Origin of the sequence: Streptomyces sp. NPDC046831 (assembly GCF_040645305.1) — a bacterium.
Lineage (GTDB): Bacteria > Actinomycetota > Actinomycetes > Streptomycetales > Streptomycetaceae > Streptomyces.
The window spans coordinates 266762-288839 of the sequence record NZ_JBEYXZ010000004.1 but is presented as its reverse complement, the minus strand read 5'-3'; the positions used below and the strand labels follow the sequence as shown (position 1 = coordinate 288839).

The following is a 22078-nucleotide window of genomic DNA, read 5'->3' as shown; positions in this document are numbered from 1 at the left end:
GTGTGAAGTGTGCGGCGCCGACCGCGGCATTCCCGAGGCGCGCGCGGAAAGCGGCGGCCGCGCGGGGATCGGCGGACGCCCATGTCACGGCGGACGCTTAGGAGTGGCGAACGCCCGAGAAGTGACGCACGCCCGAGAGCGCTGTACGCCCGAGGAGTGACGCACGCCCGAGAGCGCTGTAAACCCGGGACCCGGCGCTCACCCGAGGAGCGGGAGCAAGCCCAGGCAGCGGCGCCCGCCTGCCGAGCGGCGCACGCGCCGAGAGCGACGCAGGCGCGAAGGCGACGCGGCGCGGGCAGCGAGCGGGGTGCGTGGGCAGAGAGCGACGCGGCGCGGGCAGGGAGCGGTGCACGTCGTCGGCTCCTCCGCCCGTACGGTCCCCGCGCGGCGCCCGTCTGCGGGCACGGTCGTGTCCGGACCGTCCGGACCGTCCGGACCGTCCGGCAGGGCGGCGGGGTCGACGGCCGTGACCACCGCGCCGTCCACCGCGCCCGCGCGGTCGGGAAGGCGCGCATGGTCCACCCCGCGGGAGCACCCCCGGCCGCGCAGGCCCCGCGGCCCGAGTTGTACCGTCGTGGGGTGTACCGCTTCCTGTTGTCCCGGCAGTGGGTGATCCTCACCCTCGTGGCCCTGGCGCTCATCCCCACGATGATCGAGCTGGGCTTCTGGCAGCTGCACCGGCACGAGCACAGGGTGGCGCTGAACAAGGTGATCGCCGACTCCCTGGCGGCCACGCCGGTGCCCGCCGAGTCGCTGACCGCGCCGGGCGCGCAGGTGAAGCGCGCCGACCTCTACCGCAGGGTCACCGCGAGGGGGCACTTCGACACCGCCCGTGAGGAGGTCGTGCGCCGCCGTACGAACTCCGACGGGAAGGTCGGCTACCACGTGCTGACCCCGTTCGTCCTCGACGACGGCAAGGTCCTCATGGTCAACCGCGGCTGGGTCCCGGCGGACGGCACGCAGACCGCGTTCCCCGGGATTCCCGCGCCCCGGCGGGGCGAGGTGACCCTCACCGGGCGGCTGATGCCCGACGAGACCACCGCGCAGAGCGGCATCAAGGAGGTCAAGGGCCTGCCCGACCGCCAGGTGATGCTCATCGACAGCAAGCAGCAGGCGCGGCGGCTCGGCGAGCGGGTGCTCGGCGGTTACGTGGAGCTGATCTCCCCCGCGCCCAGGGGCGGCGGCCCCGAACCGCTGCCCGATCCCGAGCACGGCGACATCGGCCCGCACCTGGCGTACGCCGTCCAGTGGTGGCTGTTCGCGGCCGGGGTCCCGTTCGGCTGGCTGGTGCTGGCCCGCCGCGAGGCCCGGGACCGGGCCGCGACGGCGGCCGGGGAACCGGCCGAGGAGGCGGAGGCGGCCGCGGTCTGAGGACCGGCCGCTCCCGTTTCGTCCCCCTCGCACACCCCGCCGAGTCCGGGCAGTCCGCTCCGTTCCGTCCCCCTCGCACACCCCGCCGGGTCCGGGCAGTCCGCTCCCGTTCCGTCCCGCTCGTGCACCCACGTCACCGGTGCGCGATCACACGGATTGCCCCCACCCGCCGCCGGGAAAGCGGACCTCCGTGCATCCGCGGATTGAGGACTACGCGCTCATCGGCGACGAGCAGACCGTCGCCCTGGTCGGCAGGGACGGCTCCATCGACTGGCTCTGCCTGCCCCGGTTCGACTCCGGGGCCTGCTTCGCCAGACTGCTCGGCGACGAGGACAACGGCCACTGGCGCATCGCGCCCAAGGACGCCGACGGGCCCTGCACCCGCCGCGCCTACCGGCCCGGCACCCTCGTCCTGGACACCGAGTGGGACACCCCGCAGGGGTCCGTCCGCGTCACCGACCTGATGCCCCAGCGCGACCGCGCCCCCGACGTGGTGCGCGTCGTGGAGGGACTGAGCGGCCGGGTGACCCTCCGCAGCACGCTCCGGCTGCGCTTCGACTACGGCTCGATCGTGCCCTGGGTGCGCAGGGCCGACGGCCACCGGGTCGCCGTCGCCGGACCGGACTCGGTGTGGCTGCGCAGCGAGCCGGAGGTGCGGACGTGGGGCGAGGACTTCGGCACCCACTCGGAGTTCACCGTGGCCGAGGGCGAGAAGGTGGCGTTCGTGCTGACCTGGCACCCCTCCCACGAGCCGCGGCCGCCGCAGGTGGACCCGCACGAGGCGCTGCGGCACAGCGTGGCGGACTGGCGGGCGTGGTCGTCGCGCTGCCAGTACGACGGACCGTACCGGGACGCCGTCGTCCGCTCCCTGATCACCCTCAAGGCGCTCACCTACCGGCCGACCGGCGGCATCGTCGCCGCGCCCACCACGTCCCTGCCCGAGGAGCTGGGCGGTGTGCGCAACTGGGACTACCGCTACTGCTGGCTGCGCGACTCCACCCTCACCCTGGGCGCGCTGCTCGCGGCCGGCTACCAGGAGGAGGCCGAGGCGTGGCGGGACTGGCTGCTGCGCGCGGTCGCGGGCGACCCGGCGGACCTGCAGATCATGTACGGCGTCGCGGGCGAGCGGCGGCTGCCGGAGACGGAGCTGCCGTGGCTCGCGGGCCACGCCGGCTCCGCGCCCGTGCGCATCGGCAACGACGCCGCCGGGCAGCTCCAGCTCGACGTGTACGGCGAGGTCCTGGACTCGCTGTCGCTGGCCCGGCACTCGGGGCTGCCCGTGGGCGAGGACGTGTGGCACCTGCAGTGCGCGCTGCTGGAGTTCCTGCGCACCGCCTGGCGGGAGCCGGACGAGGGGCTGTGGGAGGTGCGCGGCAGGCGGCGGCACTTCGTGCACTCGAAGGTGATGGTGTGGGTGGCCGCCGACCGCGCGGTCCGCACGCTGGAGGAGGATCCGGCGCTCGACGGCGACCTGGAGGGCTGGCGCGCGCTGCGCGACGAGGTGCACCGCGAGGTGTGCGAGCGGGGCTACGACCCGGAACGGAACACCTTCACCCAGTCCTACGGCTCGCGCGCGCTGGACGCGGCCCTGCTGCTCATCCCGCGCGTGGGCTTCCTGCCCCCGGACGATCCGCGGGTCCTCGGCACCATCGAGGCGGTCCGGGCGGAGCTGGGCGAGGGCGGGCTGGTGCGCCGGTACACCGCCGACGCCACCGCCGTGGACGGGGTGCCCGGCGGCGAGGGGACGTTCCTGGTGTGCTCGTTCTGGCTCGCGGACGCCCTGCACATGACGGGCCGGACGAAGGAGGCTCGTGAGCTGTTCGAACGGCTCGTGGGCCTCGCCAACGACGTCGGGCTGCTGTCCGAGGAGTACGACCCGGTGCTCGGCCGGCAGCTCGGCAACTTCCCCCAGGCCTTCAGCCACATCGGCCTGGTCAACACCGCTCTGGCCCTGTACGGGAGCGAGCAGGCAGGATAGGGCCATGGATCTTGGACTGAAGGACCGGGTGTACGTCGTCACCGGGGCCACGCGCGGGCTGGGCAACGCCGCCGCGCGGGAGCTCGTGGCCGACGGGGCGAAGGTGGTCGTCACGGGCCGCGACGAGCAGCGGGTCGCCGAGGCGGCGGCCGGGCTCGGCGCGAACGCCGTGGGCGTGGCCGTGGACAACGCGGACCCGGAGGCGCCCACCCGGCTGGTGGCGGCCGCGCGCGAGCACTTCGGCGGGTTCGACGGCGTCCTCGTCAGCGTGGGCGGTCCGCCGCCCGGTTTCGTCGCGGACAACACCGACGAGCAGTGGCAGACGGCGTTCGAGTCGGTCTTCCTGGGCGCGGTGCGGCTGGCCCGTGCGGCGGCGGCGGAACTGGAGGCCGGCGGCGTCATCGGGTTCGTGCTGTCCGGCTCGGTGCACGAGCCGATCCCGGGGCTGACCATCTCCAACGGGCTGCGGCCCGGTCTGGCCGGGTTCGCCAAGTCCCTGGCGGACGAGCTGGGTCCGCGCGGCATCCGGGTCGTCGGGCTGCTCCCGGCCCGCATCGACACGGACCGCGTGCGCGAGCTGGACGGCCTGTCGGCGGACCCGGAGGCGACCCGGGCGGCCAACGAGGCGCGCATCCCGCTGCGGCGGTACGGGACGCCGGAGGAGTTCGGCCGGACGGCCGCGTTCCTGCTGTCGCCGGCCGCGTCGTACCTGACGGGCATCATGGTGCCGGTCGACGGCGGGATGCGGCACGGGTTCTGAGCGCCTCCCCCACCTCCGGGCCGGGGCCTGCGCTCCCGCTCCGGAGCCCGGGTGGGCTGCCCCTCCCCCTCCAGGCGCCCGTGCGGCTGCGCTGCGGCTTCTCGGGCGTCGCCGTTCCTCCCTTTCGGCCGTTCCGGCACCCCGCCGTGTGCGGGCCGCAGGATCCGGCGCCCGGTATACGGCAGGCTGGAGGGATGACGGCGGACCGGTGGACGAGGACCGTGAGGCGGCAGCTGGCGCTCGGCAGGCTTCTGCCGCTGGGCGGCCCGGGCGATGGCGCGTGGATCGCGGAGAGCGCCGCGGCGGCGGTGCTGCGGCGCGCCGCGGAGGACGTGCCGGGCGTGCGGCTGGGTGAGCTCCGCATCGCCCCGGCCGGCCCGGAGGAGTCTTCCGCCCCGGTCGTTCCGCCGCCGCCGAGCGCGCTGCCCCCCGGTCCGCTGCGCGTGTCGGCGGAGCTGTCGGCGACGGCGGCCGAGCCGCTGCCGGTGGCGGCGGCCCGGCTGCGCGAGGTCCTGGCGTCGGCCGCGACCGGTGCGCTCGGCCTGGCCGTCACCGACGTCGATCTGCGGGTGACGGCTCTGCTGGACTCCCCGGCCGGGGGCGGGGAGCGCGCCCCCGCCCGGGTGTCCCGGCCGCCCGAGGCGGTCCAGGGCGCCGACGCCGAGGCCAACCGGGTGGCCGCTGCCGTGCTCGCGGTGCCGGGGGTGGCCCGCCTGACGGGTGTCCTCGGCGGTCCGGGGCGGGCGGTGCACGTCGAGGTGCGGCGGGAGGGCACCGGGGCCGCCCTGCCGCGGCGTCACGTCCGGGTGGAGGTCGCGCTGCGCGCGGACCACCGGGCGCTGGACGTGGCCCTGGAGGTCCGCGCGGTCGCCGCGGCGGCGCTCCCGGACCGGCCGACGGTGGCGGTCCTGGTCACCGACGTGGGCTGACGGCTCCGCGTCCTACTCGCCGAGGCCGGCCAGGTCCCGCAGCCGCCGGGCCTGTGCCTGGCGCTCGGCGGCCCGCTGCTCCTCGTACGACCGGCCCTGCACGCCGCGCAGCAGGGCCTTGGTCTCGATCACGGCGTCGCGCGGGGCGGCCAGGACCGCCGAGGCCAGGTCCCGGACGGCGCCGTCGAGCTGGTCCAGGGGCACGGCGAGGTTGGCCAGGCCCGTGTTCACCGCTTCCTCGGCGGTCACGAACCGGCCGGTCAGGCAGATCTCCAGGGCCCGGGCATAGCCGACGAGCCCCACCAGCGGGTGCGTGCCGGTGAGGTCCGGCACCAGTCCGAGGCCGGTCTCGCGCATGGCGAACTGGACGTCGTCCGCGACGACGCGCAGGTCGCAGGCGAGCGCGAGCTGGAAGCCCGCGCCGATGGCATGTCCCTGCACGGCGGCGACGGACACGATGTCGCTGCGCCGCCACCAGGTGAACGCCTCCTGGTACTCGGCGATGGTCGCGTCCAGCTCCTCGTCGGTGCCGCGCGCGAGGTCGATGAACGACGGCTCGCCGTCGAAGCCCTCCGGCGTGAACGCCTGCCGGTCCAGTCCGGCGGAGAACGACCTGCCCTCGGCGCGCAGCACCACGACACGGACGGAGCCCGGCAGCAGCCGCCCCGCCTCGCCGAGCGCCCGCCACAGGGCAGGGCTCTGGGCGTTCCGCTTGGCCGGGTTGGTCAGCGTCACCGTCGCGATCGCGTCGTCGACGGTGAGCCGTACGCCGTCCTTGTCGAGGAGCGGGTCGAGGTCGTGCTCGGGCGAAGCCATGGGGCGCCTCCGATGGGTGCGGTCGTCCTGGCATGCCCATCGAGGGCATGCCGAAGTGACTGCACAGTAACCACCCGGCCGATCCAGGTTCACCCCAGCCCCTCCGAAGGCGCTGGGGACGACCGACCGGGTGGCCACCATCGAAGCCGATGGGCCGCCCGCCGTCAGGCCGACGTGGCCTTCTTGCCCCGCGTCGCCCCGCCACGCCCACGGAGCGTGACGCCCGACTCGCTGAGCATCCGGTGCACGAAGCCATACGAGCGGCCGGTTTCCTCGGCCAACGCCCGAATGCTCGCACCGGCGTCGTACTTCTTCTTCAGGTCTGCCGCGAGCTTGTCGCGCGCGGCGCCGGTCACCCGGCTGCCCTTCTTCAGAGTCTCGGCCACCCGTGCCTCCTCATGGGAAGTGCGCTCTGGTCTCCTCATGATCACCCCTCCGGGGCGTGATGGCCACCCATTCGGCAAGGTCCGTGAGACATCGTTGTGACGACAGGAGTGCGTCCCCACATGCGGAATCTGCCCCTCCGTACAGCGGTGTCCGTACCGCTGGACGAACACTTCCGTGAAATGCCAGGTCAGCGGCGCGCCACGGCCGAGCCCCGGTTATAGGGGGCTCGGCCGGAAAATCGGTGTAGGACACACCTCGGTACGAGGGGATCTCACACAGATGAGGGATCACCGGTGGGCCGAATGATCCATCAGCAGTGGATCACGCCCGCCGCCGGCGCTCCGGGGCGCCGCGTCCGCGGCGGCCCGGGGCCGGGCCCGGTGCGAGGCAGGGCCCAGCGGCTGCCGCGGAGGCGGCCTCGTCGCCGGCGGGCGCGCGGCGGGAGCAGCCGGCCGGCGGACGGCCCCGTGCGCGGCAGGGGCAGCCGCCGCGGCAGGTCCTCCTAGGCGAGGGTGACGAGATCCGCGTAGTCGGCGCCCCACAGGTCCTCCACCCCGTCGGGCAGCAGGATGATCCGCTCGGGCTGGAGCGCCTCGACCGCGCCCTCGTCGTGCGTGACGAGGACCACCGCGCCCTTGTACGTGCGCAGCGCGCCGAGGATCTCCTCGCGGCTGGCGGGGTCGAGGTTGTTGGTCGGCTCGTCGAGGAGCAGGACGTTGGCGGAGGAGACGACCAGGGTGGCGAGCGCCAGACGGGTCTTCTCCCCGCCGGAGAGCACCCCGGCCGGCTTGTCGACGTCGTCGCCGGAGAACAGGAACGAGCCGAGCACCTTGCGGACCTCGACGAGGTCCATGTCGGGCGCCGCGGAGCGCATGTTCTCCAGGACCGTGCGGTCCGGGTCGAGGGTCTCGTGCTCCTGGGCGTAGTACCCGAGCTTGAGGCCGTGGCCGGGGACCACGGCGCCGGTGTCGGGCTGCTCGACGCCCGCCAGCAGCCGCAGCAGGGTGGTCTTGCCGGCGCCGTTGAGGCCGAGGATGACGACCCGGGAACCCTTGTCGATGGCGAGGTCGACGTCGGTGAAGATCTCCAGGGAGCCGTACGACTTCGACAGGCCCTCGGCCGTCAGCGGCGTCCTGCCGCAGGGCGCGGGCTCGGGGAAGCGGAGCTTGGCCACCTTGTCGGCCTGGCGGATGTCCTCCAGCCCGGACAGCAGCTTCTCGGCGCGGCGGGCCATGTTCTGCGCGGCGACCGTCTTGGTGGCCTTGGCGCGCATCTTGTCGGCCTGGGCGTTGAGGGCGGCGGCCTTCTTCTCGGCGTTGGCGCGCTCCCGCTTGCGTCGCTTCTCGTCGGCCTCGCGCTGCTGCTGGTAGAGCTTCCAGCCCATGTTGTAGACGTCGATCTGGGCGCGGTTGGCGTCCAGGTAGAACACCTTGTTGACGACCGTGTCGACGAGGTCGACGTCGTGGGAGATGACGATGAAGCCGCCGCGGTAGGTCTTCAGGTAATCGCGCAGCCAGACGATCGAGTCCGCGTCGAGGTGGTTGGTCGGCTCGTCGAGCAGCAGGGTGTCCGCGTCGGAGAACAGGATGCGGGCCAGCTCGATGCGGCGGCGCTGACCGCCGGACAGCGTGTGCAGCGGCTGGCCGAGCACGCGGTCGGGCAGGTTGAGCGCGGCGGCGATCGTGGCGGCCTCGGCCTCGGCGGCGTACCCGCCCCTGGTGAGGAACTCGGTCTCCTGGCGCTCGTACTGCCTCATCGCCTTCTCGCGCGTGGCGCCCTTGCCGTTGGCGATGCGCTGCTCGTTCTCGCGCATCTTGCGGATCAGGACGTCCAGGCCGCGGGCGGAGAGGATGCGGTCCCGGGCGAGCACGTCGAGGTCGCCGGTGCGGGGGTCCTGCGGGAGGTAGCCGACCTCACCGGAACGGGTGACGGTGCCCGCGGCGGGGATGCCCTCGCCGGCCAGGACCTTGGTGAGGGTGGTCTTGCCGGCGCCGTTGCGTCCGACCAGGCCGATGCGGTCGCCCTTGGCGACGCGGAAGGTGGCCTTCTCGATGAGGATGCGGGCACCGGCGCGCAGCTCGATGCCGGAAGCGGAGATCACGGACAGACTCCAGGGCGGGTGGGGCGGGCGGGATGGGCGGCTGAGGACGTTCCCGCCGTCTAATGCGCGAGGAGAATGGCCATGGGGCCAGTCTAACGGGGCCGTGCAAGCGCTTTTTCAGCGTCCGGCCGTCCGGGCCGGTCCGCGGGCGGGTCCGCGGGTGGATCGCGGGGGCCCGGTGCGCCGGGTGCCGCCGGGTTGCTCCAGTGCGGGGGCGTCCGCCGAAGGGGCCGTCCCGGGGCGGCCGTCCCCCGTCCGCTGCGTGGCCGCGGGGCGTTGTCCGTGGCCGGTGCCAGACTGGCGGGCGGGCCGGGCCCCCCGGCCGGCACCGGCTCACGAGGGAGTGATCGGCATGGCGGACACGGACGGGCGCCCCAGCATCTACCCGACGCTGCTCTACGCGGACGCCAAGGCGGCCGTGCGGCAGCTGACGGAGGCGTTCGGCTTCACGGAACTGTCGGTGTACGAGGGCGAGGACGGCCTCGTCCAGCACGCCGAGCTGGTGCTGGGCAACGGCGCGGTGATGATCGGCTCGAAGGGGCGCGGCGGCCGGTTCGACGAGGCGATGCGCGGCGCGGGGCCGGCCGGGGTGTACGTCGTCGTGGACGACGTGGACGCCCACCACCGGCGGGCGGTGGAGCACGGCGCGGAGATCCTGATGCCCCCGACGGACCAGGACTACGGCTCGCGCGACTACATGGCCCGGGACGCCGAGGGCAACGTCTGGAGCTTCGGCACGTACGCCCCGGAGATCGGCTCCTGACCTCCCCGGCGCGGTCGGACGGGCCGCGCGGCCGCGCGGTGCCGGGTCCGGTGGCCGGTCCCGCCGCCCGGACGGACCCGGGGCCGCGCGGGCCTGTTCACGCCCCGTCCCGGGCGGGTCCGCGGTGCCGCGCCGGGCGGTGCGGTGGCGCCGCGCCGCCGTGTCCGGCCCCCGGAGTACGTCCCCGCCACGGTGCTGCCGCGCGACCGGGCGGCCGGCGGCCCCGCGCCCCGGTACGCGGTACGGGCGAGGCGCCCTAGCCAGTGCCGCGGCAGGCGACGTCCGCCCGTCGAGGAGCGGCGTCCGGTGCGCGCTCCCGGCGTGCCGGCCGGACGCCCTCGTACTGGATGTACTCGGGGCCTTCGGCCGGTGCGGCGAAGGGGTCCCCCCGTCCGAGCCGTGCGAAGCCGGTTCGAGGACGGGGGCGCGTGCCGGGCGCCGCGACGGGGCGAACGCTGCCTGTCGCGGCACTACTAGCTGCCCCCGGTGTGCACCTGGAAGGCCGCCCGGCGGACGGCCTTGGCCAGCGCCGGGTCGGGGTGCGCGGCGGCGAGCGCGACGAGCACCTGCACGGTGCGGGGATGGCCCACGGCGCGCACCTCGTCCAGCAGCATGGGGACGGTGGGCTGCACCGCGGACTCCAGGTGCCGGACGAGCATGGCGCTCTCGCCGTGGTCGGTGACGGCCGCGGCGGTGTCCACCCACAGCCAGGTGGCCTCCTCGCGGGTGAGGACCTCGTGGGCGTCCTCGGGGTCGACGCCGTCGTGCTCGGCCAGCCACAGCAGCGCGTACGGTCTCAGCGTCGGCTCGTCCAGCACGGCCCGCACGTCGGGCTCGGCGGGCGGGCCGACGACGCGCAGCGCCTCGAAGGCGAGGCCGCGCAGCAGGGCGTCCTCGCCGCGGGCGGCGGCCAGCAGTTCGGTGACGGCGCTGCCGACGGGGCGGGCGGCGAGCCAGGCGCGGTACTCGGCGCGGGCCCCGTTCGGGCGCAGCTGGGCGCAGCCGCGGAGCATGTCCTCGGCGGACTGCTCGATGTTCCCGGCGGGGCTCTGGGCGGCGACGCAGATCTGCTCCAGCTTGACCCAGACGGCCCAGCTGCCGAGGGGGGTCAGGGTGGCCTGGCCCTCGCCGTAGGTGAGCGCTCCCACGGCGGCGAGGGCGCCCAGCGCCCAGTCGAGGAGTGGGGCGAGCGGCGTCTCGTCGGCGGGCTCGGCGGCCGGGCTCGCGGTGCCCGGCACCACGGGGGCGAGCCGGGCCTGCCCGGGCTGCGGCCCGTAGGGCACCTCGCAGCGTTCGGTGCGCAGTTCGGTGACCCGCTGCTGGAGCAGGTCGAGGAGCTGCTCCACGGGCACGGGGCCGGCGGACAGCTGCAGGAAGGAGAGCACCTGCGGCATGGCCGAGACGACCTCGGCGACGGCGGCGCTCTCGTGGCCCTCGGGTTCCGGGCAGGCGAGCGACCAGGCGTCGAAGAGGGCGACCCAGCCGCGCAGGACCGCGCTGTCGTCGCGGTTCCAGGCGCGCAGCCGCCAGCCGGGGCGGGCGCTGTCGCCGTGCACCTCGATGAGGCCGGCGAGGCGGGCGGTGTCCCAGTCGGCGCGGACCTGGACCACGGTCAGGCCCAGCTCGGCGGCCGCCCGTTCGGCGGTGGCGGCGGAGAGGGTGGCCTTGCCGTCGGCGGTCGCGGCGTCACCGCCGGGGCCGAGGGCGGCGTCGGCCCAGCGGGCGACGCGGGCCGCCCCGGCCAGCAGGGAGCGTGCCATTCCGGCCAGCTCCGCGGGGGCCGGGGTGCCTTCCGGCGGGCGCGGTGCCGGACGGCGCGAGTGCCGCTGGTTCACGGCTCGGGGGGCGGCGGCCAGGGGTCGTGGGCGGACGAGTCGAAGCCTGGAGTCGCGCGGGATACGGGACGTCACGGGTGCAGTCTTGCGGCTGACGGTCCGAAAACCCAAACGGAATGTCACCCGGGGCGACGGGGATGGCCAATGCCCCGGTGCCGGCAGGCCCTCCTGGGAGACGATCAGGCCACATGCGGCCATCAAGCGGAACCGAGGCGGGACGGGTGCGCGGCCCCCTTCGCCGCCCCGGTCGGCGGCCCGCTCCGCAGCGGAACGGCCCCGGATCACATGAGCGGCGTCAGGAAGCGCCGCATGGCCTCCTCGTAGGCCTCCGGGTCGGCGTTCCACATGGCTCCGTGCGGGGCCTGCCGGACCGTGTGCAGGGCGACCAGGTTGGGGTGGCGTTCGGCGAGGCGGCGGGAGAAACGCCAGGGGGCGACCGTGTCGTCGGGGCCGTGGAAGATGAGGGTCGGCACCGTGACGCTCAGGGAGTGCGCCGCGGCCGCGGCGCGTTCCCCGTGCAGTCCGGTCCGCCCCTGCGCGGCGCGCACCGCGAGGGGCAGCAGGGCGCCCGGTGTGTGCCGCGCCGCGGCCAGCGCGCGCACGGTGGTCTGCCAGTCGAGGACCGGTGAGTCCAGCACCAGTCCGGAGACGCGGTCCCGCAGTTCCGAGTGGGTGGCCGCGTGCAGCGCCATGGTGGCTCCGGTGGACCAGCCGTGCAGGACGACCCGCTCGGCGCCGTACCGGACGGCGTAGCGGATGGCCGCGTCCACGTCGCGCCACTCCTTCTGGCCCAGGTGGTTCAGGCCGTCCGGGGAGCGGGGCGCGCCGAGGTCGCCGCGGTAGGCGAGGTCCAGCACGGGGAAGCGCCGGCGGTGCAGGAAGCCCATGACGTTCATGGGGAGTTCGCGGGTGGAGCCCAGTCCGTGCACCGTGATCACCCAGGTGTCGCGGACCCCGGGCACGAACCACGCGGGGAGGGCGCCGAGCTCGCCGGGGACGTCGACGTCGGCGTGGTCCAGGCCGAGGGCCGAGTCCGGGTTGCCGACGTGCACGTTCGGGGTGAGCCAGACCTTGTCGCCGGGGCTCAGGGTGCCGTGGGTGACGCGTTCCAGGCGCCGTACGACGGCGTCGGGGGGATGCGGGACGGTCGGCTGCACCGGGCCGACGACGGCGTGGGAGCCGCTGCCGGCGAGGCCGTAGGTGCCCGGTCGCAGGGAGGCCAGGTCGCGGGTCAGGGTGATGTGGCCCGCGGTGGTGCCGTGCACGGTGAGCCGCGGCTCGGTGGGCAGGGGGCGGCCCGGGGGCGCCTTGAGCGCGGCGTCACTGGCATGCCGGCCGGCGGCGACGCTCGCCGCCCCGGCCGCCAGCACCGCGGTGACGGCCGCGGCCGTCGCTGTGACTGTGCGCACGGGTCCAGTGTCCTGGCGCGCTCGGCGGGCGGCCAGCGGGAAAGGGAGTCGGGGTGACATGTCCTCGCGGTCCTCCGGGAGCAGCGGCCTCGGACCGTGTTCCCCGCCGCCCGCGCGGCATGCGCCGCGGCCACCGACGCGGCCGGCGGCACGGCCACCGCCCCGCCCTGCGGCCGCCCGGCCGCATCGAAACCGGCCCTGCGCACGCCACCGCCCGGACCGGCGCCCCGCTCCCCCGCCGCTGCCCCGGAGCGCCGCCGCCGGGACCGCCGTCTTCGCCCGGACGCCGCGGCCCGGGCCCGCCGCCCGACCGCCCCAGCTCCTCCGCTACGCCCGGCCGCACCGAAACCGGCCCTGCGCACCCCACCGCCCGAACCGACTGGCCACCCCGCCGCCCGGACCGCGCCCCGCGCTCCCACCGCCCGGACCGGCGCCCCGCACCCCCGCCGCTGCCCCGGACCGCCGCCGCCGGGATCGCCGTCTTCGCCCGGACGCCGCGGCCCGGGCCCGCCGCCCGGCCGCCCCAGCTCCTCCGCTACGCCCGGCCGACCGGCTGTTCTCCCTGCCCGTACCCCCGCAGCCGCTCCCCCGCCTGGGCCAGCTGACGCGGTGACAGCAGGTGCGGCGTCAGTCCCGGCACGGACGAAGCCGTCAGCCACACCCGGCACATCCACTCCAGCTGGGCCGTGCGGTCGTAGGCCTGGTCGAGTGAGGCGCCGCAGGTCACCGTGCCGTGGTTCTGCAGGAGGCAGCCGGAGCGGCCGTCGAGGGCGCGGAGCATGTTCGCGGCCAGCTCCTCGGTGCCGTACGTCGCGTAGGGGGCGACGCGGACGGGCCCGCCGAGCGCGGCGGTCATGTAATGGATCGCGGGGAGCTCGGTCACGAGCGTCGAGACGGCCGTGGCGTGCACGGCGTGGGTGTGCACGACCGCCGACGCGTCCGTGCCGCGGTAGAGCGCGAGGTGCAGGGGCAGCTCGCTGGTCGGTCCCAGTGTGCCGAGCACCCGCCGGCCGTCGAGGTCGACTCCCGTGACGTCGTCCGGTGTGAGGCGGTCGTACGGCACGCCCGACGGGGTGACCAGCACGGTGTCCCCGACGCGCACCGAGACGTTGCCGGAGGTGCCGACGACCAGGCCGTCGGCGACCGTGCGGCGGGCCGTCGCGACCAGCGCCTCCCAGGCCCGCGCCTCCTCCTCGCGCACGTCGCGCCCCCGCCCCGCGGCTCCGCCGGCGCCCCGTCCCCGCGGCCGGTCCGGCCGTCCCTGTTCGTCCATGCCGCGATCCTGCCAGTCGCGGGCGCGGCCCGGGGCCGGCCCGGGCGGACCGGGATCGACGCCCGTGGCCGCGCTGCACAGAGCCCTCCGCGTAACATTCGGGCCGATCATGGACACTCGTCGCGGGGGACCCATGTGACCGTAATCTCTTTCCATCCCGGCCGAACACGCACAAAACCCTCCACCACCGGCCGACTGGCCGGAAATCCACGGCCGTTGCGGCGGGACGGAACGCCAGGCCCCTCTTCGGGACACTCCGAAGACCGGCCCAGTTCATCTTCCGTTCACTCACGTTACGTACGTTCGAGCAACCAACGACCTCGAACGATTGCCTGGGTAAATGGAAAGCTTCTCGCTGATCCTCGCGATTGTGGTGGTAACCGCACTCGCGTTCGATTTCACGAACGGTTTCCACGACACCGCCAACGCGATGGCCACGACCATCTCGACCGGCGCGCTCAAGCCCAAGGTCGCGGTGGCCATGTCCGCCGCACTCAACCTTGCCGGCGCCTTCCTCTCGGTGGAGGTCGCCAACACGATCTCCAAGGGTCTCGTCGACGAGACCGGCATCCGTCCCGAGGTCATCTTCGCCGCCCTGGTCGGCGCGATCCTCTGGAACCTGCTGACCTGGCTCGTCGGTCTCCCCTCCAGTTCCTCCCACGCCCTCATGGGCGGCCTGATCGGCGCGACCGTCGCCTCGGCCGGCTTCTCCGCCGTGCACGGCGGCGTGCTCGTCACCAAGGTGCTGCTCCCGGCCGTGGCCGCCCCGGTCGTCGCGGGTCTCGCGGCGATGGTCTCGACACGCCTGTCCTACGCGGTGGGCAGGAAGGCGGACGGCAGGGCCGCCGAGAAGGGCCACCGGGTCGGCCAGATCGCCTCCGCGGGCCTGGTCTCGCTGGCGCACGGCACCAACGACGCCCAGAAGACCATGGGCATCATCACCCTGGCCCTGGTGACCGGCGGGGCGATCGCCCCCGGCTCCAACCCTCCCTCCTGGGTCATCCTCTCCGCGGGTCTCGCCATCGCGCTCGGCACCTACATCGGCGGCTGGCGCATCATCCGCACCATGGGCAGGGGCCTGACCGACCTCGAGCCGCAGCAGGGCTTCGCCGCCCAGACCAGCGCGGCCACCGCCATCCTGGCCTCCTCCCACCTCGGCTTCTCCCTGTCCACCACGCACGTCGTGTCCGGCTCGGTGATGGGCGCGGGCCTCGGCCGCAAGGGCGGCGTGGTGCGCTGGTCGACCGCGACGCGCATGCTCGCCGCCTGGGCGCTGACCCTGCCGGCCGCGGCGCTGGTCGGCGCCGGCGCGGAGGCCGTGACCGGTCTCGGCGACTGGGGCACCGCGCTCGTCGCCGTCTTCCTGGTGGCCGCCAGCGCCGCGATCTGGAAGATCTCCCGCCGCGAGGTCGTCGACCACACCAACGTCAACCACGTCGAGGAGCCGGCCGGCGTCGTGACCACCGCCATGGCCGTCGTCACCCCGCCCCCGACCGAGGCGGCCATCGCCGGGGGACTGGCCGCGTTCCCGGCCCCCGCCGCCGAACCGGCGAAGCCGCCGGCCGCCGTCTGAGCCCGCCCCTCCGCAGAAGGAAGAGAAGCACCATGAAGATCGACTGGGCGGCTCTCGGCTCCGTCTTCGGCGTCAGCCTCGGCGTCACCGTGGGCCTGGTGGTCCTGTACACCCTGGGCATCAGCGCCCTGACCCGGCGGGAGCGGGCCGCCGCGGGCGGCGGTTCCGGCGCCCTCGCGCTGACCGGCGCCTCCGTCTGCTTCGCCGCGTGCGCGGCGGCGGTGGCGTACGGGATCTCCCTGATCGTGGCCTGACGGCCGCACCGGCAGGCAGGCGGGGTTGCGGGACGGTGATCCGTCCCGCAACCCCGCCTTTTCGTGCGCGTTTTCGGCGCCCTTGGCAACCGCCCCTGTGTGGGCCTCGGCACACTGCGCCCTCGCAGGTCAGCGGCAGGTTGACGGGTGTTCGCGGACCGTGGTGGACTTCCCGGGCCAAGTACGGCGGCAGGAGAGGAAGCCCGGTGCGAATCCGGCGCGGTCCCGCCACTGTGACCGGGGAAGAACCCCCGGGAGCCAGGAACTCTCACCGCCGGTCTCGTCGAACCAGGGCGCGGACACCCTGAGTGAGGACATATCGCGATGCGCGGCTGCCGACCGAGGTTCACCACCGACGTGCCGACCGACCCCTCGGCCGGCTGACCCGATGGGTGCCGATCGCGTCTTCGCGTACGGCGCCGCCACCGGCCTCCTCGGCGACCTGCTCCTCGGCGATCCGCGCCGCGGGCACCCGGTCGCCGTGTTCGGGCGGGTCGCCGGCGCCGTCGAACGGACCCTGTGGCGTGACGACCGCGGGCGGGGTGCCCTGCACACCGCCGTGTGCGTCGGCGGCGCCGTGGCGCTGGCGCGGCTCGCCGCGTCCGCCGCGCGTCCCTCCCGCACCGCGTCCGTCGCCCTGACCGCCGCCGCCACCTGGGCGGTCGTCGGGGGGACGACCCTCGCGCGGGAGGCCCGGGTGATCGGGCGCGCGCTCCGGGCCGGCGACGTCGAGGCCGCCCGGGCGCGGCTGCCGCACCTGTGCGGGCGCGACCCGCAGGCCCTGGACGCCGACCAGATCGCCCGCGCCGTCGTCGAGTCCGTCGCCGAGAACACCTCCGACGCGGTCGTGGGCGCGCTGGTGTGGGGGGCCGTGGCCGGTGTGCCGGGCCTGGTGGGTTTCCGCGCCGTCAACACCCTGGACGCGATGGTCGGTCACAAGTCGCCGAGGTACCGGCGGTTCGGCTGGGCCTCGGCGCGGCTGGACGACCTGGCCGGGTGGCCGGGGGCGCGGCTCACCGCCGTCCTCGCGGCCGCGGCGGGAGGAGATCCGCGGGGCGCCGTGCGCGCCTGGCGCGCCGACGCCGCCCGGCACCCCAGTCCGAACGCCGGGCCCGTGGAGGCGTCGTTCGCGGGGGCGCTGGGGGTGCGGCTCGGCGGGCGGCTGTCGTACGGCGGGCGCGTGGAGGACCGGCCCGTGCTCAACGCGCGCGGGCGCGCCGTCCGGGTGGGCGACATCGACCGGGCCGTACGGCTGTCCCGGCGGGTGAGCTGGCTCGCGCTCGGGGTGTGCGCGGCCGGCCGGTTCGTGGCGGAGGGGCGGCTCGGGAACGGGCGGCCCACGGGGAAGGGACGTACGTCGTGAGCGGCGGACTGCTCGTCGCGGGGACCACCTCCGACGCCGGCAAGAGCGTCGTCACCGCCGGGATCTGCCGGTGGCTGGTGCGCCAGGGGGTCAAGGTCGCGCCGTTCAAGGCGCAGAACATGTCGCTCAACTCGTTCGTCACCCGGGAGGGCGCCGAGATCGGGCGGGCGCAGGCCATGCAGGCCCAGGCCTGCCGCGTCGAGCCGACCGCGCTGATGAACCCGGTGCTGCTCAAGCCGGGCGGTGAGCAGAGCAGCCAGGTCGTGCTGCTCGGCAAGCCGGTCGGCGAGCTGAGCGCGCGCGGCTACCACGGCGGCCGTCAGCAGCGGCTGCTGGGCACCGTGCTGGACTGCCTGGCGGAGCTGCGCGGCACGTACGACGCGGTGATCTGCGAGGGGGCCGGCAGTCCCGCCGAGATCAACCTGCGGCGCACCGACATCGTGAACATGGGCATCGCGCGCAGTGCCCGGCTGCCCGTGCTGGTGGTCGGCGACATTGACCGCGGCGGTGTGTTCGCCTCCTTCTTCGGCACCGTCGCGCTGCTGGCGCGCGAGGACCAGGACCTGGTCGCCGGGTTCCTCGTGAACAAGTTCCGCGGCGACGTCTCCCTGCTGCAGCCGGGCCTGGACATGCTGCGCGGGCTCACCGGGCGGCGCACCTACGGCGTCCTGCCGTTCCGGCACGGGCTCGGCATCGACGAGGAGGACGGCATGGGGGTGCCTCCCGCCCCGGGCCGGGGGAAGGGGTCCGCGCGGGGCGCCGCACCCGAGCCGGCCGCCCCCGTCGGCGAGGACGTCCTGCGGGTGGCCGTCTGCGCCGTCCCCCTGATGTCCAACTTCACCGATGTGGACGCGCTGGCCGCCGAACCGGGCGTCGTCGTGCGCTTCGTGGACCGGCCCGAGGAACTGGCCGACGCCGACCTCGTGATCGTCCCCGGCACCCGCGGGACCGTACGGGCCCTTCAGTGGCTGCGCGAGCGGGGGCTGGCCGACGCGATCGTGCGGCGTGCCGCCGAGGGCCGGCCCGTCCTCGGCGTCTGCGGCGGTTTCCAGATCCTCGGCGAGCAGATCGAGGACGAGGTGGAGAGCCGCGCCGGCCGGGTGGACGGTCTCGGCGTCCTGCCCGTGCGGGTGCGGTTCGCCCGCGAGAAGACCCTCACCCGGCCGGCCGGCGAGGCCCTGGGCGAACGCGTCGAGGGCTACGAGATCCACCACGGCGTGGCCGACGTCCACGGGGGCGAGGCCTTCCTGGACGGCTGCCGGGTCGGCCAGACCTGGGGCACCCACTGGCACGGCTCGCTGGAGTCGGACGCCTTCCGGCGGGCCTTCCTGCGCGAGGTGGCGGCCGCCGCGGGCCGCCGCTTCGTCCCGGCCCCCGGCACCTCGTTCGCCGCGCTGCGCGAGCAGCAGCTCGACCGGCTCGGCGACCTGATCGAACAGCACGCGGACACGGACGCGCTGTGGCGGCTCATCGAGTCGGGCGCGCCGCAAGGACTGCCCTTCATCCCACCGGGAGCGCCCGCATGAGCACAGTGTTGTTGTTGTCGACCGCCGACACCGATCTGCTGGCGGCCCGTGCCTCCGGCGCCTCCTACCGGATCGGCAACCCGACCCGGGTCGACGTCGCCGGGGAGCTGCCGGGGCTGATCGCGGGCGCGGACGTCGCCGTCGTCCGCCTGCTCGGCGGCAAGCGGGCCTGGGAGGAGGGCCTCGCCGTCCTGAAGGCCTCGGGCGTCCCGACGGTGCTGCTGGGCGGTGAGAGCGTCCCGGACGCCGAGTTGATGGCCGAGTCGTCCGTGCCGGCCGGAGTGGTCGCCGAGGCGCTGCGCTACCTCGTCGAGGGCGGGCCGGCCAACCTCACCGAACTGGCCCGGTTCCTGTCCGACACGGTGCTGCTGACCGGTGAGGGCTTCGACGAGCCGCGGAAGATGCCGGAGTTCGGCGTGCACGGCGAGCGCCCGTTCACCGAGGGCCGCCCGACCGTCGGCGTGCTCTTCTACCGCGCCCACGAACTCAGCGGCAACACCGCCTTCGTGGACACCCTGTGCGACGCGATCGAGGCCCGCGGCGCCAACGCCCTGCCCGTGTACTGCGGTTCGCTGCGCGGCGCCGACCCGGGCCTGTACGAGCTGCTCGGCCGGGCCGACGCCCTGGTGGCCACCGTCCTCGCCGCCGGCGGCACGCACGCCTCACAGGCCTCGGCGGGCGGCGCCGACGAGTCGTGGGACGTCGGGGCGCTCGCCGAGCTGGACGTCCCCGTGCTGCAGGGGCTGTGCCTGACCTCCTCGCGTGCCGCGTGGGAGGAGTCCGACGCCGCCCTGTCCCCCATGGACGCGGCGATGCAGGTCGCGATCCCGGAGTTCGACGGCCGCCTGATCACCGTCCCGTTCTCCTTCAAGGAGCAGGTGGAGGGGGACGGCGCCGACGTGCCGGTGTACGTCGCCGACCCCGAGCGGGCGGCGCGGGTCGCCGGCATCGCCGTCCGGCACGCCCGGCTGCGGCACAAGCCCAACGCGGACAAGAGGATCGCGCTCGTGTTCACCGCCTACCCGACGAAGCACTCGCGCGTCGGCAACGCGGTCGGGCTGGACACGCCCGCCTCGGCGGTCCGTGTGCTGGACGCGCTGCGCGAGGCCGGATACGCCGTCGAGGGCCACCCCGCCGAGGGCGACGAGCTGATCCACCGCCTGATCGAGGCCGGCGGCCACGACGTCGAGTGGCTCACGGAGGAGCAGCTGGCCGCCGCTCCCGCGCGGGTGCCGCTGGCCGACTACCGGGCCTGGTTCGAGCGGCTCGACCCGGGGCTCAGGGACGCGATGGTCGAGGCGTGGGGCGAGCCGCCGGGTTCGCTGTACGTCGACGGCGACGACATCGTGCTCGCGTCGCTGCGGTTCGGGAACGTCGTGGTGATGATCCAGCCGCCGCGCGGCTTCGGCGAGAACCCGATCGCGATCTACCACGACCCCGACATGCCGCCGTCCCACCACTACCTGGCGGCCTACCGCTGGCTGGAGAACTCGTTCGGCGCCGACGCGGTCGTCCACATGGGCAAGCACGGCACGATGGAGTGGCTGCCCGGCAAGGGCCTCGGCCTGAGCGGCGGCTGCGCACCGGACGCCGTCCTCGGCGACCTCCCCCTCGTCTACCCGTTCATCGTCAACGACCCCGGCGAGGGCACCCAGGCCAAGCGGCGCGGTCACGCCACCGTCGTCGACCACCTCGTCCCGCCGATGGCGCGCGCGGACACCTACGGCGACCTGGCGAAGCTGGAGCAGCTCCTCGACGAGTACGCGCTGGTGTCCGACCTGGACCCGGCGAAGGCGCCGGCCGTGCGCGCCCAGATCTGGACGCTGGTCAAGGCGGCCGAGCTGCACCACGACCTGCACGTGGACGAGCAGCCGGACGACGACGCGTTCGACGAGTTCGTCATGCACATCGACGGCTATCTGTGCGAGATCAAGGACGTCCAGATCCGCGACGGCCTGCACGTCCTCGGCGGCGGGCCGGCCGGCGAGGCCCGTGTGAACCTGCTGCTGGCCGTGCTGCGCGCCTCGCAGGTGTGGGGCGGGCAGGCCAACGCCCTGCCGGGCCTGCGGGCCTCGCTGGCGGAGCACTTCGGGCTGGTGGAGAAGGAGCTGCTGGCCGCGCCGGGCGCGCCGGTGAAGGTGCCGGTGGAGCTGACCGGCCTGGCCGGGGGTCCAGCCCGTACGGCCGCCGACACGATCGATCTGCTGGAGCAGCTGTGCCGGCGGCTCGCGGAGCGCATGGAGGAGCTGGACTGGTCCGCCGGCCACGCCCGGACGGTCGTACGGGACGTCCTCGGTGCCGAACCCCAGTCCGCCGTGGCCGTGCTGGAGTTCGCCTGCACCGAGGTGGTGCCGCGCCTGGCCCGCACGAGTGACGAGATCGCCCACATCCTGCGGGCGCTGGAGGGCGGTTACGTGCCCGCCGGCCCGTCGGGCTCCCCGACCCGCGGACTGGTCAACGTCCTGCCGACCGGCCGCAACTTCTACTCGGTCGACCCCAAGGCCATCCCGTCCCGGCTGAGCTGGGAGGTCGGGCAGTCGCTCGCCGACTCGCTGGTCGCCCGGTACCTGCGGGACACCGGCGAGTACCCGCGGTCCGTGGGCCTGACGGTGTGGGGCACGTCGGCCATGCGCACCCAGGGCGACGACATCGCCGAGATCCTCGCGCTGCTGGGCTGCCGCCCCGTCTGGGACGACGCGTCGCGCCGGGTGACCGGCTTCGAGGTGATTCCGCCGGCGGAGCTGGGCCGGCCGCGCATCGACGTCACCGTCCGCATCTCCGGCTTCTTCCGGGACGCGTTCCCGCACGTCGTCGCCCTGATCGACGACGCGGTACGGGCGGTGGCGGAGCTGGCCGAGCCCGCCGAGCAGAACTACGTCCGGGCGCACGCCGACGAGGACACCGCCCGGCACGGGGACCGGCGGCGGGCGACCGCCCGTGTCTTCGGCTCCAAGCCGGGCGCGTACGGCGCCGGGCTGCTGCCGCTGATCGACGCCCGCAACTGGCGCTCGGACGCCGACCTCGCCGAGGTGTACGCGGTCTGGGGCGGCTACGCCTACGGGCGCGGGCTCGACGGGCGGGCGGCGCGCGGGGACATGGAGACCGCGTTCCGGCGGATCGCGGTGGCGGCGAAGAACGTCGACACCCGCGAGCACGACCTCGTCGACGCCGACGACTACTTCCAGTACCACGGCGGCATGGTCGCCATGGTGCGGCACCTGACCGGCGCCAGCCCCGAGGCGTACGTCGGCGACTCCGCCGTCCCCGACCAGGTGAGGACCCGCACCCTCGGCGAGGAGACGCACCGCGTCTTCCGCGCCCGCGTGGTCAACCCGCGCTGGATGGCGGCGATGCGGCGGCACGGCTACAAGGGCGCCTTCGAGATGGCGGCGACGGTGGACTACCTGTTCGGGTACGACGCCACGGCCGGGGTCGTCGACGACTGGATGTACGAGAAGCTCAGCGCGGAGTACGTCTTCGACGCCGAGAACCAGGACTTCATGCGGAAGTCCAACCCGTGGGCGCTGCGCGGCATCACCGAGCGGCTGCTCGAGGCCGCCGACCGCGGGCTGTGGGCGGAGCCGGACGAGGAGACCCTGGACCGGCTCCGGGCGACCTACCTCGAACTTGAGGGAGATCTGGAGGGAGACGCGTGATCCTCCCGGCGATCCCCGCAGCGGCGGGGAGCAAGCAGCGACCCGCCGTCACGGATACAACGGCGCCGGACCGTCCCCGCGACG

The 22078-nt window shown here is 74.9% G+C and carries 16 protein-coding genes and 1 riboswitch; of the genes, 10 read left to right on the top strand and 6 right to left on the bottom strand.

Going from position 1 to position 22078, the window contains the following annotated elements; translation table 11 throughout:
• Positions 1–579: 579 nt before the first annotated feature.
• From ABZ920_RS06275 to ABZ920_RS06260, 4 genes are all read left to right on the top strand, one after another.
• Positions 580–1371: an SURF1 family protein gene (locus tag ABZ920_RS06275; RefSeq protein ID WP_361499337.1), complete on the top strand. Its 792-nt coding sequence runs from the start codon at positions 580–582 to the stop codon at positions 1369–1371.
• A 190-nt stretch (positions 1372–1561) separates the two neighbouring features.
• Entirely contained in the window at positions 1562–3349 is a 1788-nt protein-coding gene (locus tag ABZ920_RS06270) for a glycoside hydrolase family 15 protein (protein WP_361499335.1), read from the top strand.
• Positions 3350–3353: 4 nt separating this feature from the next.
• Positions 3354–4109, top strand: coding sequence for an SDR family oxidoreductase (locus ABZ920_RS06265; RefSeq protein ID WP_361499333.1), 756 nt, complete (start codon positions 3354–3356; stop codon positions 4107–4109).
• 194 nt (positions 4110–4303) lie between these two features.
• The gene (locus ABZ920_RS06260) at positions 4304–5038 is read left to right on the top strand and encodes a nucleopolyhedrovirus P10 family protein (protein WP_361499331.1); all 735 of its coding nucleotides are present in this window, start codon (positions 4304–4306) and stop codon (positions 5036–5038) included.
• Positions 5039–5050: 12 nt separating this feature from the next.
• Here the strand turns inward: ABZ920_RS06260 and ABZ920_RS06255 are convergent, their stop codons facing one another.
• From ABZ920_RS06255 to abc-f, 3 genes are all read right to left on the bottom strand, one after another.
• The gene (locus tag ABZ920_RS06255; RefSeq protein WP_361499330.1) at positions 5051–5854 is read right to left on the bottom strand and encodes an enoyl-CoA hydratase/isomerase family protein; all 804 of its coding nucleotides are present in this window, start codon (positions 5852–5854) and stop codon (positions 5051–5053) included.
• 164 nt (positions 5855–6018) lie between these two features.
• Positions 6019–6240 carry a helix-turn-helix domain-containing protein gene (locus ABZ920_RS06250; protein WP_003976983.1) on the bottom strand — a complete coding sequence of 74 codons (222 nt, stop codon included), beginning with the start codon at positions 6238–6240 and terminating at the stop codon, positions 6019–6021.
• A 503-nt stretch (positions 6241–6743) separates the two neighbouring features.
• Positions 6744–8342 carry a ribosomal protection-like ABC-F family protein gene (gene abc-f / locus ABZ920_RS06245; protein WP_361499328.1) on the bottom strand — a complete coding sequence of 533 codons (1599 nt, stop codon included), beginning with the start codon at positions 8340–8342 and terminating at the stop codon, positions 6744–6746.
• 352 nt (positions 8343–8694) lie between these two features.
• On the opposite strand from abc-f, the gene ABZ920_RS06240 reads away from it, so the two are divergent.
• Positions 8695–9105 (top strand): VOC family protein, encoded by a 411-nt coding sequence (locus ABZ920_RS06240; RefSeq protein WP_361499326.1) that lies wholly within the window; start codon positions 8695–8697, stop codon positions 9103–9105.
• A gap of 473 nt (positions 9106–9578) precedes the next feature.
• Here ABZ920_RS06240 and ABZ920_RS06235 read toward each other — a convergent pair whose 3' ends face one another.
• The 3 genes from ABZ920_RS06235 to ABZ920_RS06225 all read right to left on the bottom strand — a co-directional run bounded on the left by ABZ920_RS06235 (position 9579) and on the right by ABZ920_RS06225 (position 13622).
• Positions 9579–11015 (bottom strand): hypothetical protein, encoded by a 1437-nt coding sequence (locus ABZ920_RS06235; protein WP_361499324.1) that lies wholly within the window; start codon positions 11013–11015, stop codon positions 9579–9581.
• A gap of 206 nt (positions 11016–11221) precedes the next feature.
• Entirely contained in the window at positions 11222–12349 is a 1128-nt protein-coding gene (locus ABZ920_RS06230) for a prolyl oligopeptidase family serine peptidase (protein WP_361499322.1), read from the bottom strand.
• A 535-nt stretch (positions 12350–12884) separates the two neighbouring features.
• A complete protein-coding gene (locus tag ABZ920_RS06225) occupies positions 12885–13622 on the bottom strand; it encodes a class II aldolase/adducin family protein (RefSeq protein ID WP_361499321.1) in 738 nt (245 codons plus the stop codon).
• A 340-nt stretch (positions 13623–13962) separates the two neighbouring features.
• Between ABZ920_RS06225 and ABZ920_RS06220 the strand changes: the two genes are divergently transcribed.
• The 5 genes from ABZ920_RS06220 (at position 13963) to cobN (ending at position 21994) form a co-directional block, all read left to right on the top strand.
• Positions 13963–15195, top strand: a complete 1233-nt coding sequence (locus ABZ920_RS06220; protein ID WP_361499319.1) for an inorganic phosphate transporter — start codon at positions 13963–13965, stop codon at positions 15193–15195.
• 32 nt (positions 15196–15227) lie between these two features.
• Entirely contained in the window at positions 15228–15449 is a 222-nt protein-coding gene (locus ABZ920_RS06215; RefSeq protein WP_361499317.1) for a hypothetical protein, read from the top strand.
• A 194-nt stretch (positions 15450–15643) separates the two neighbouring features.
• A riboswitch (cobalamin riboswitch) is annotated at positions 15644–15717 on the top strand.
• 120 nt (positions 15718–15837) lie between these two features.
• Positions 15838–16812, top strand: a complete 975-nt coding sequence (locus ABZ920_RS06210; protein WP_361499315.1) for a cobalamin biosynthesis protein — start codon at positions 15838–15840, stop codon at positions 16810–16812.
• Complete coding sequence (locus ABZ920_RS06205; protein ID WP_361499313.1) at positions 16809–18338, top strand: cobyric acid synthase; 1530 nt, start codon at positions 16809–16811, stop codon at positions 18336–18338. Before ABZ920_RS06210 ends, ABZ920_RS06205 begins: the two co-directional genes overlap by 4 nt.
• Entirely contained in the window at positions 18335–21994 is a 3660-nt protein-coding gene (gene cobN / locus ABZ920_RS06200) for a cobaltochelatase subunit CobN (RefSeq protein WP_361499311.1), read from the top strand. The genes ABZ920_RS06205 and cobN overlap by 4 nt, the downstream gene beginning before the upstream one ends.
• Positions 21995–22078 lie beyond the last annotated feature (84 nt).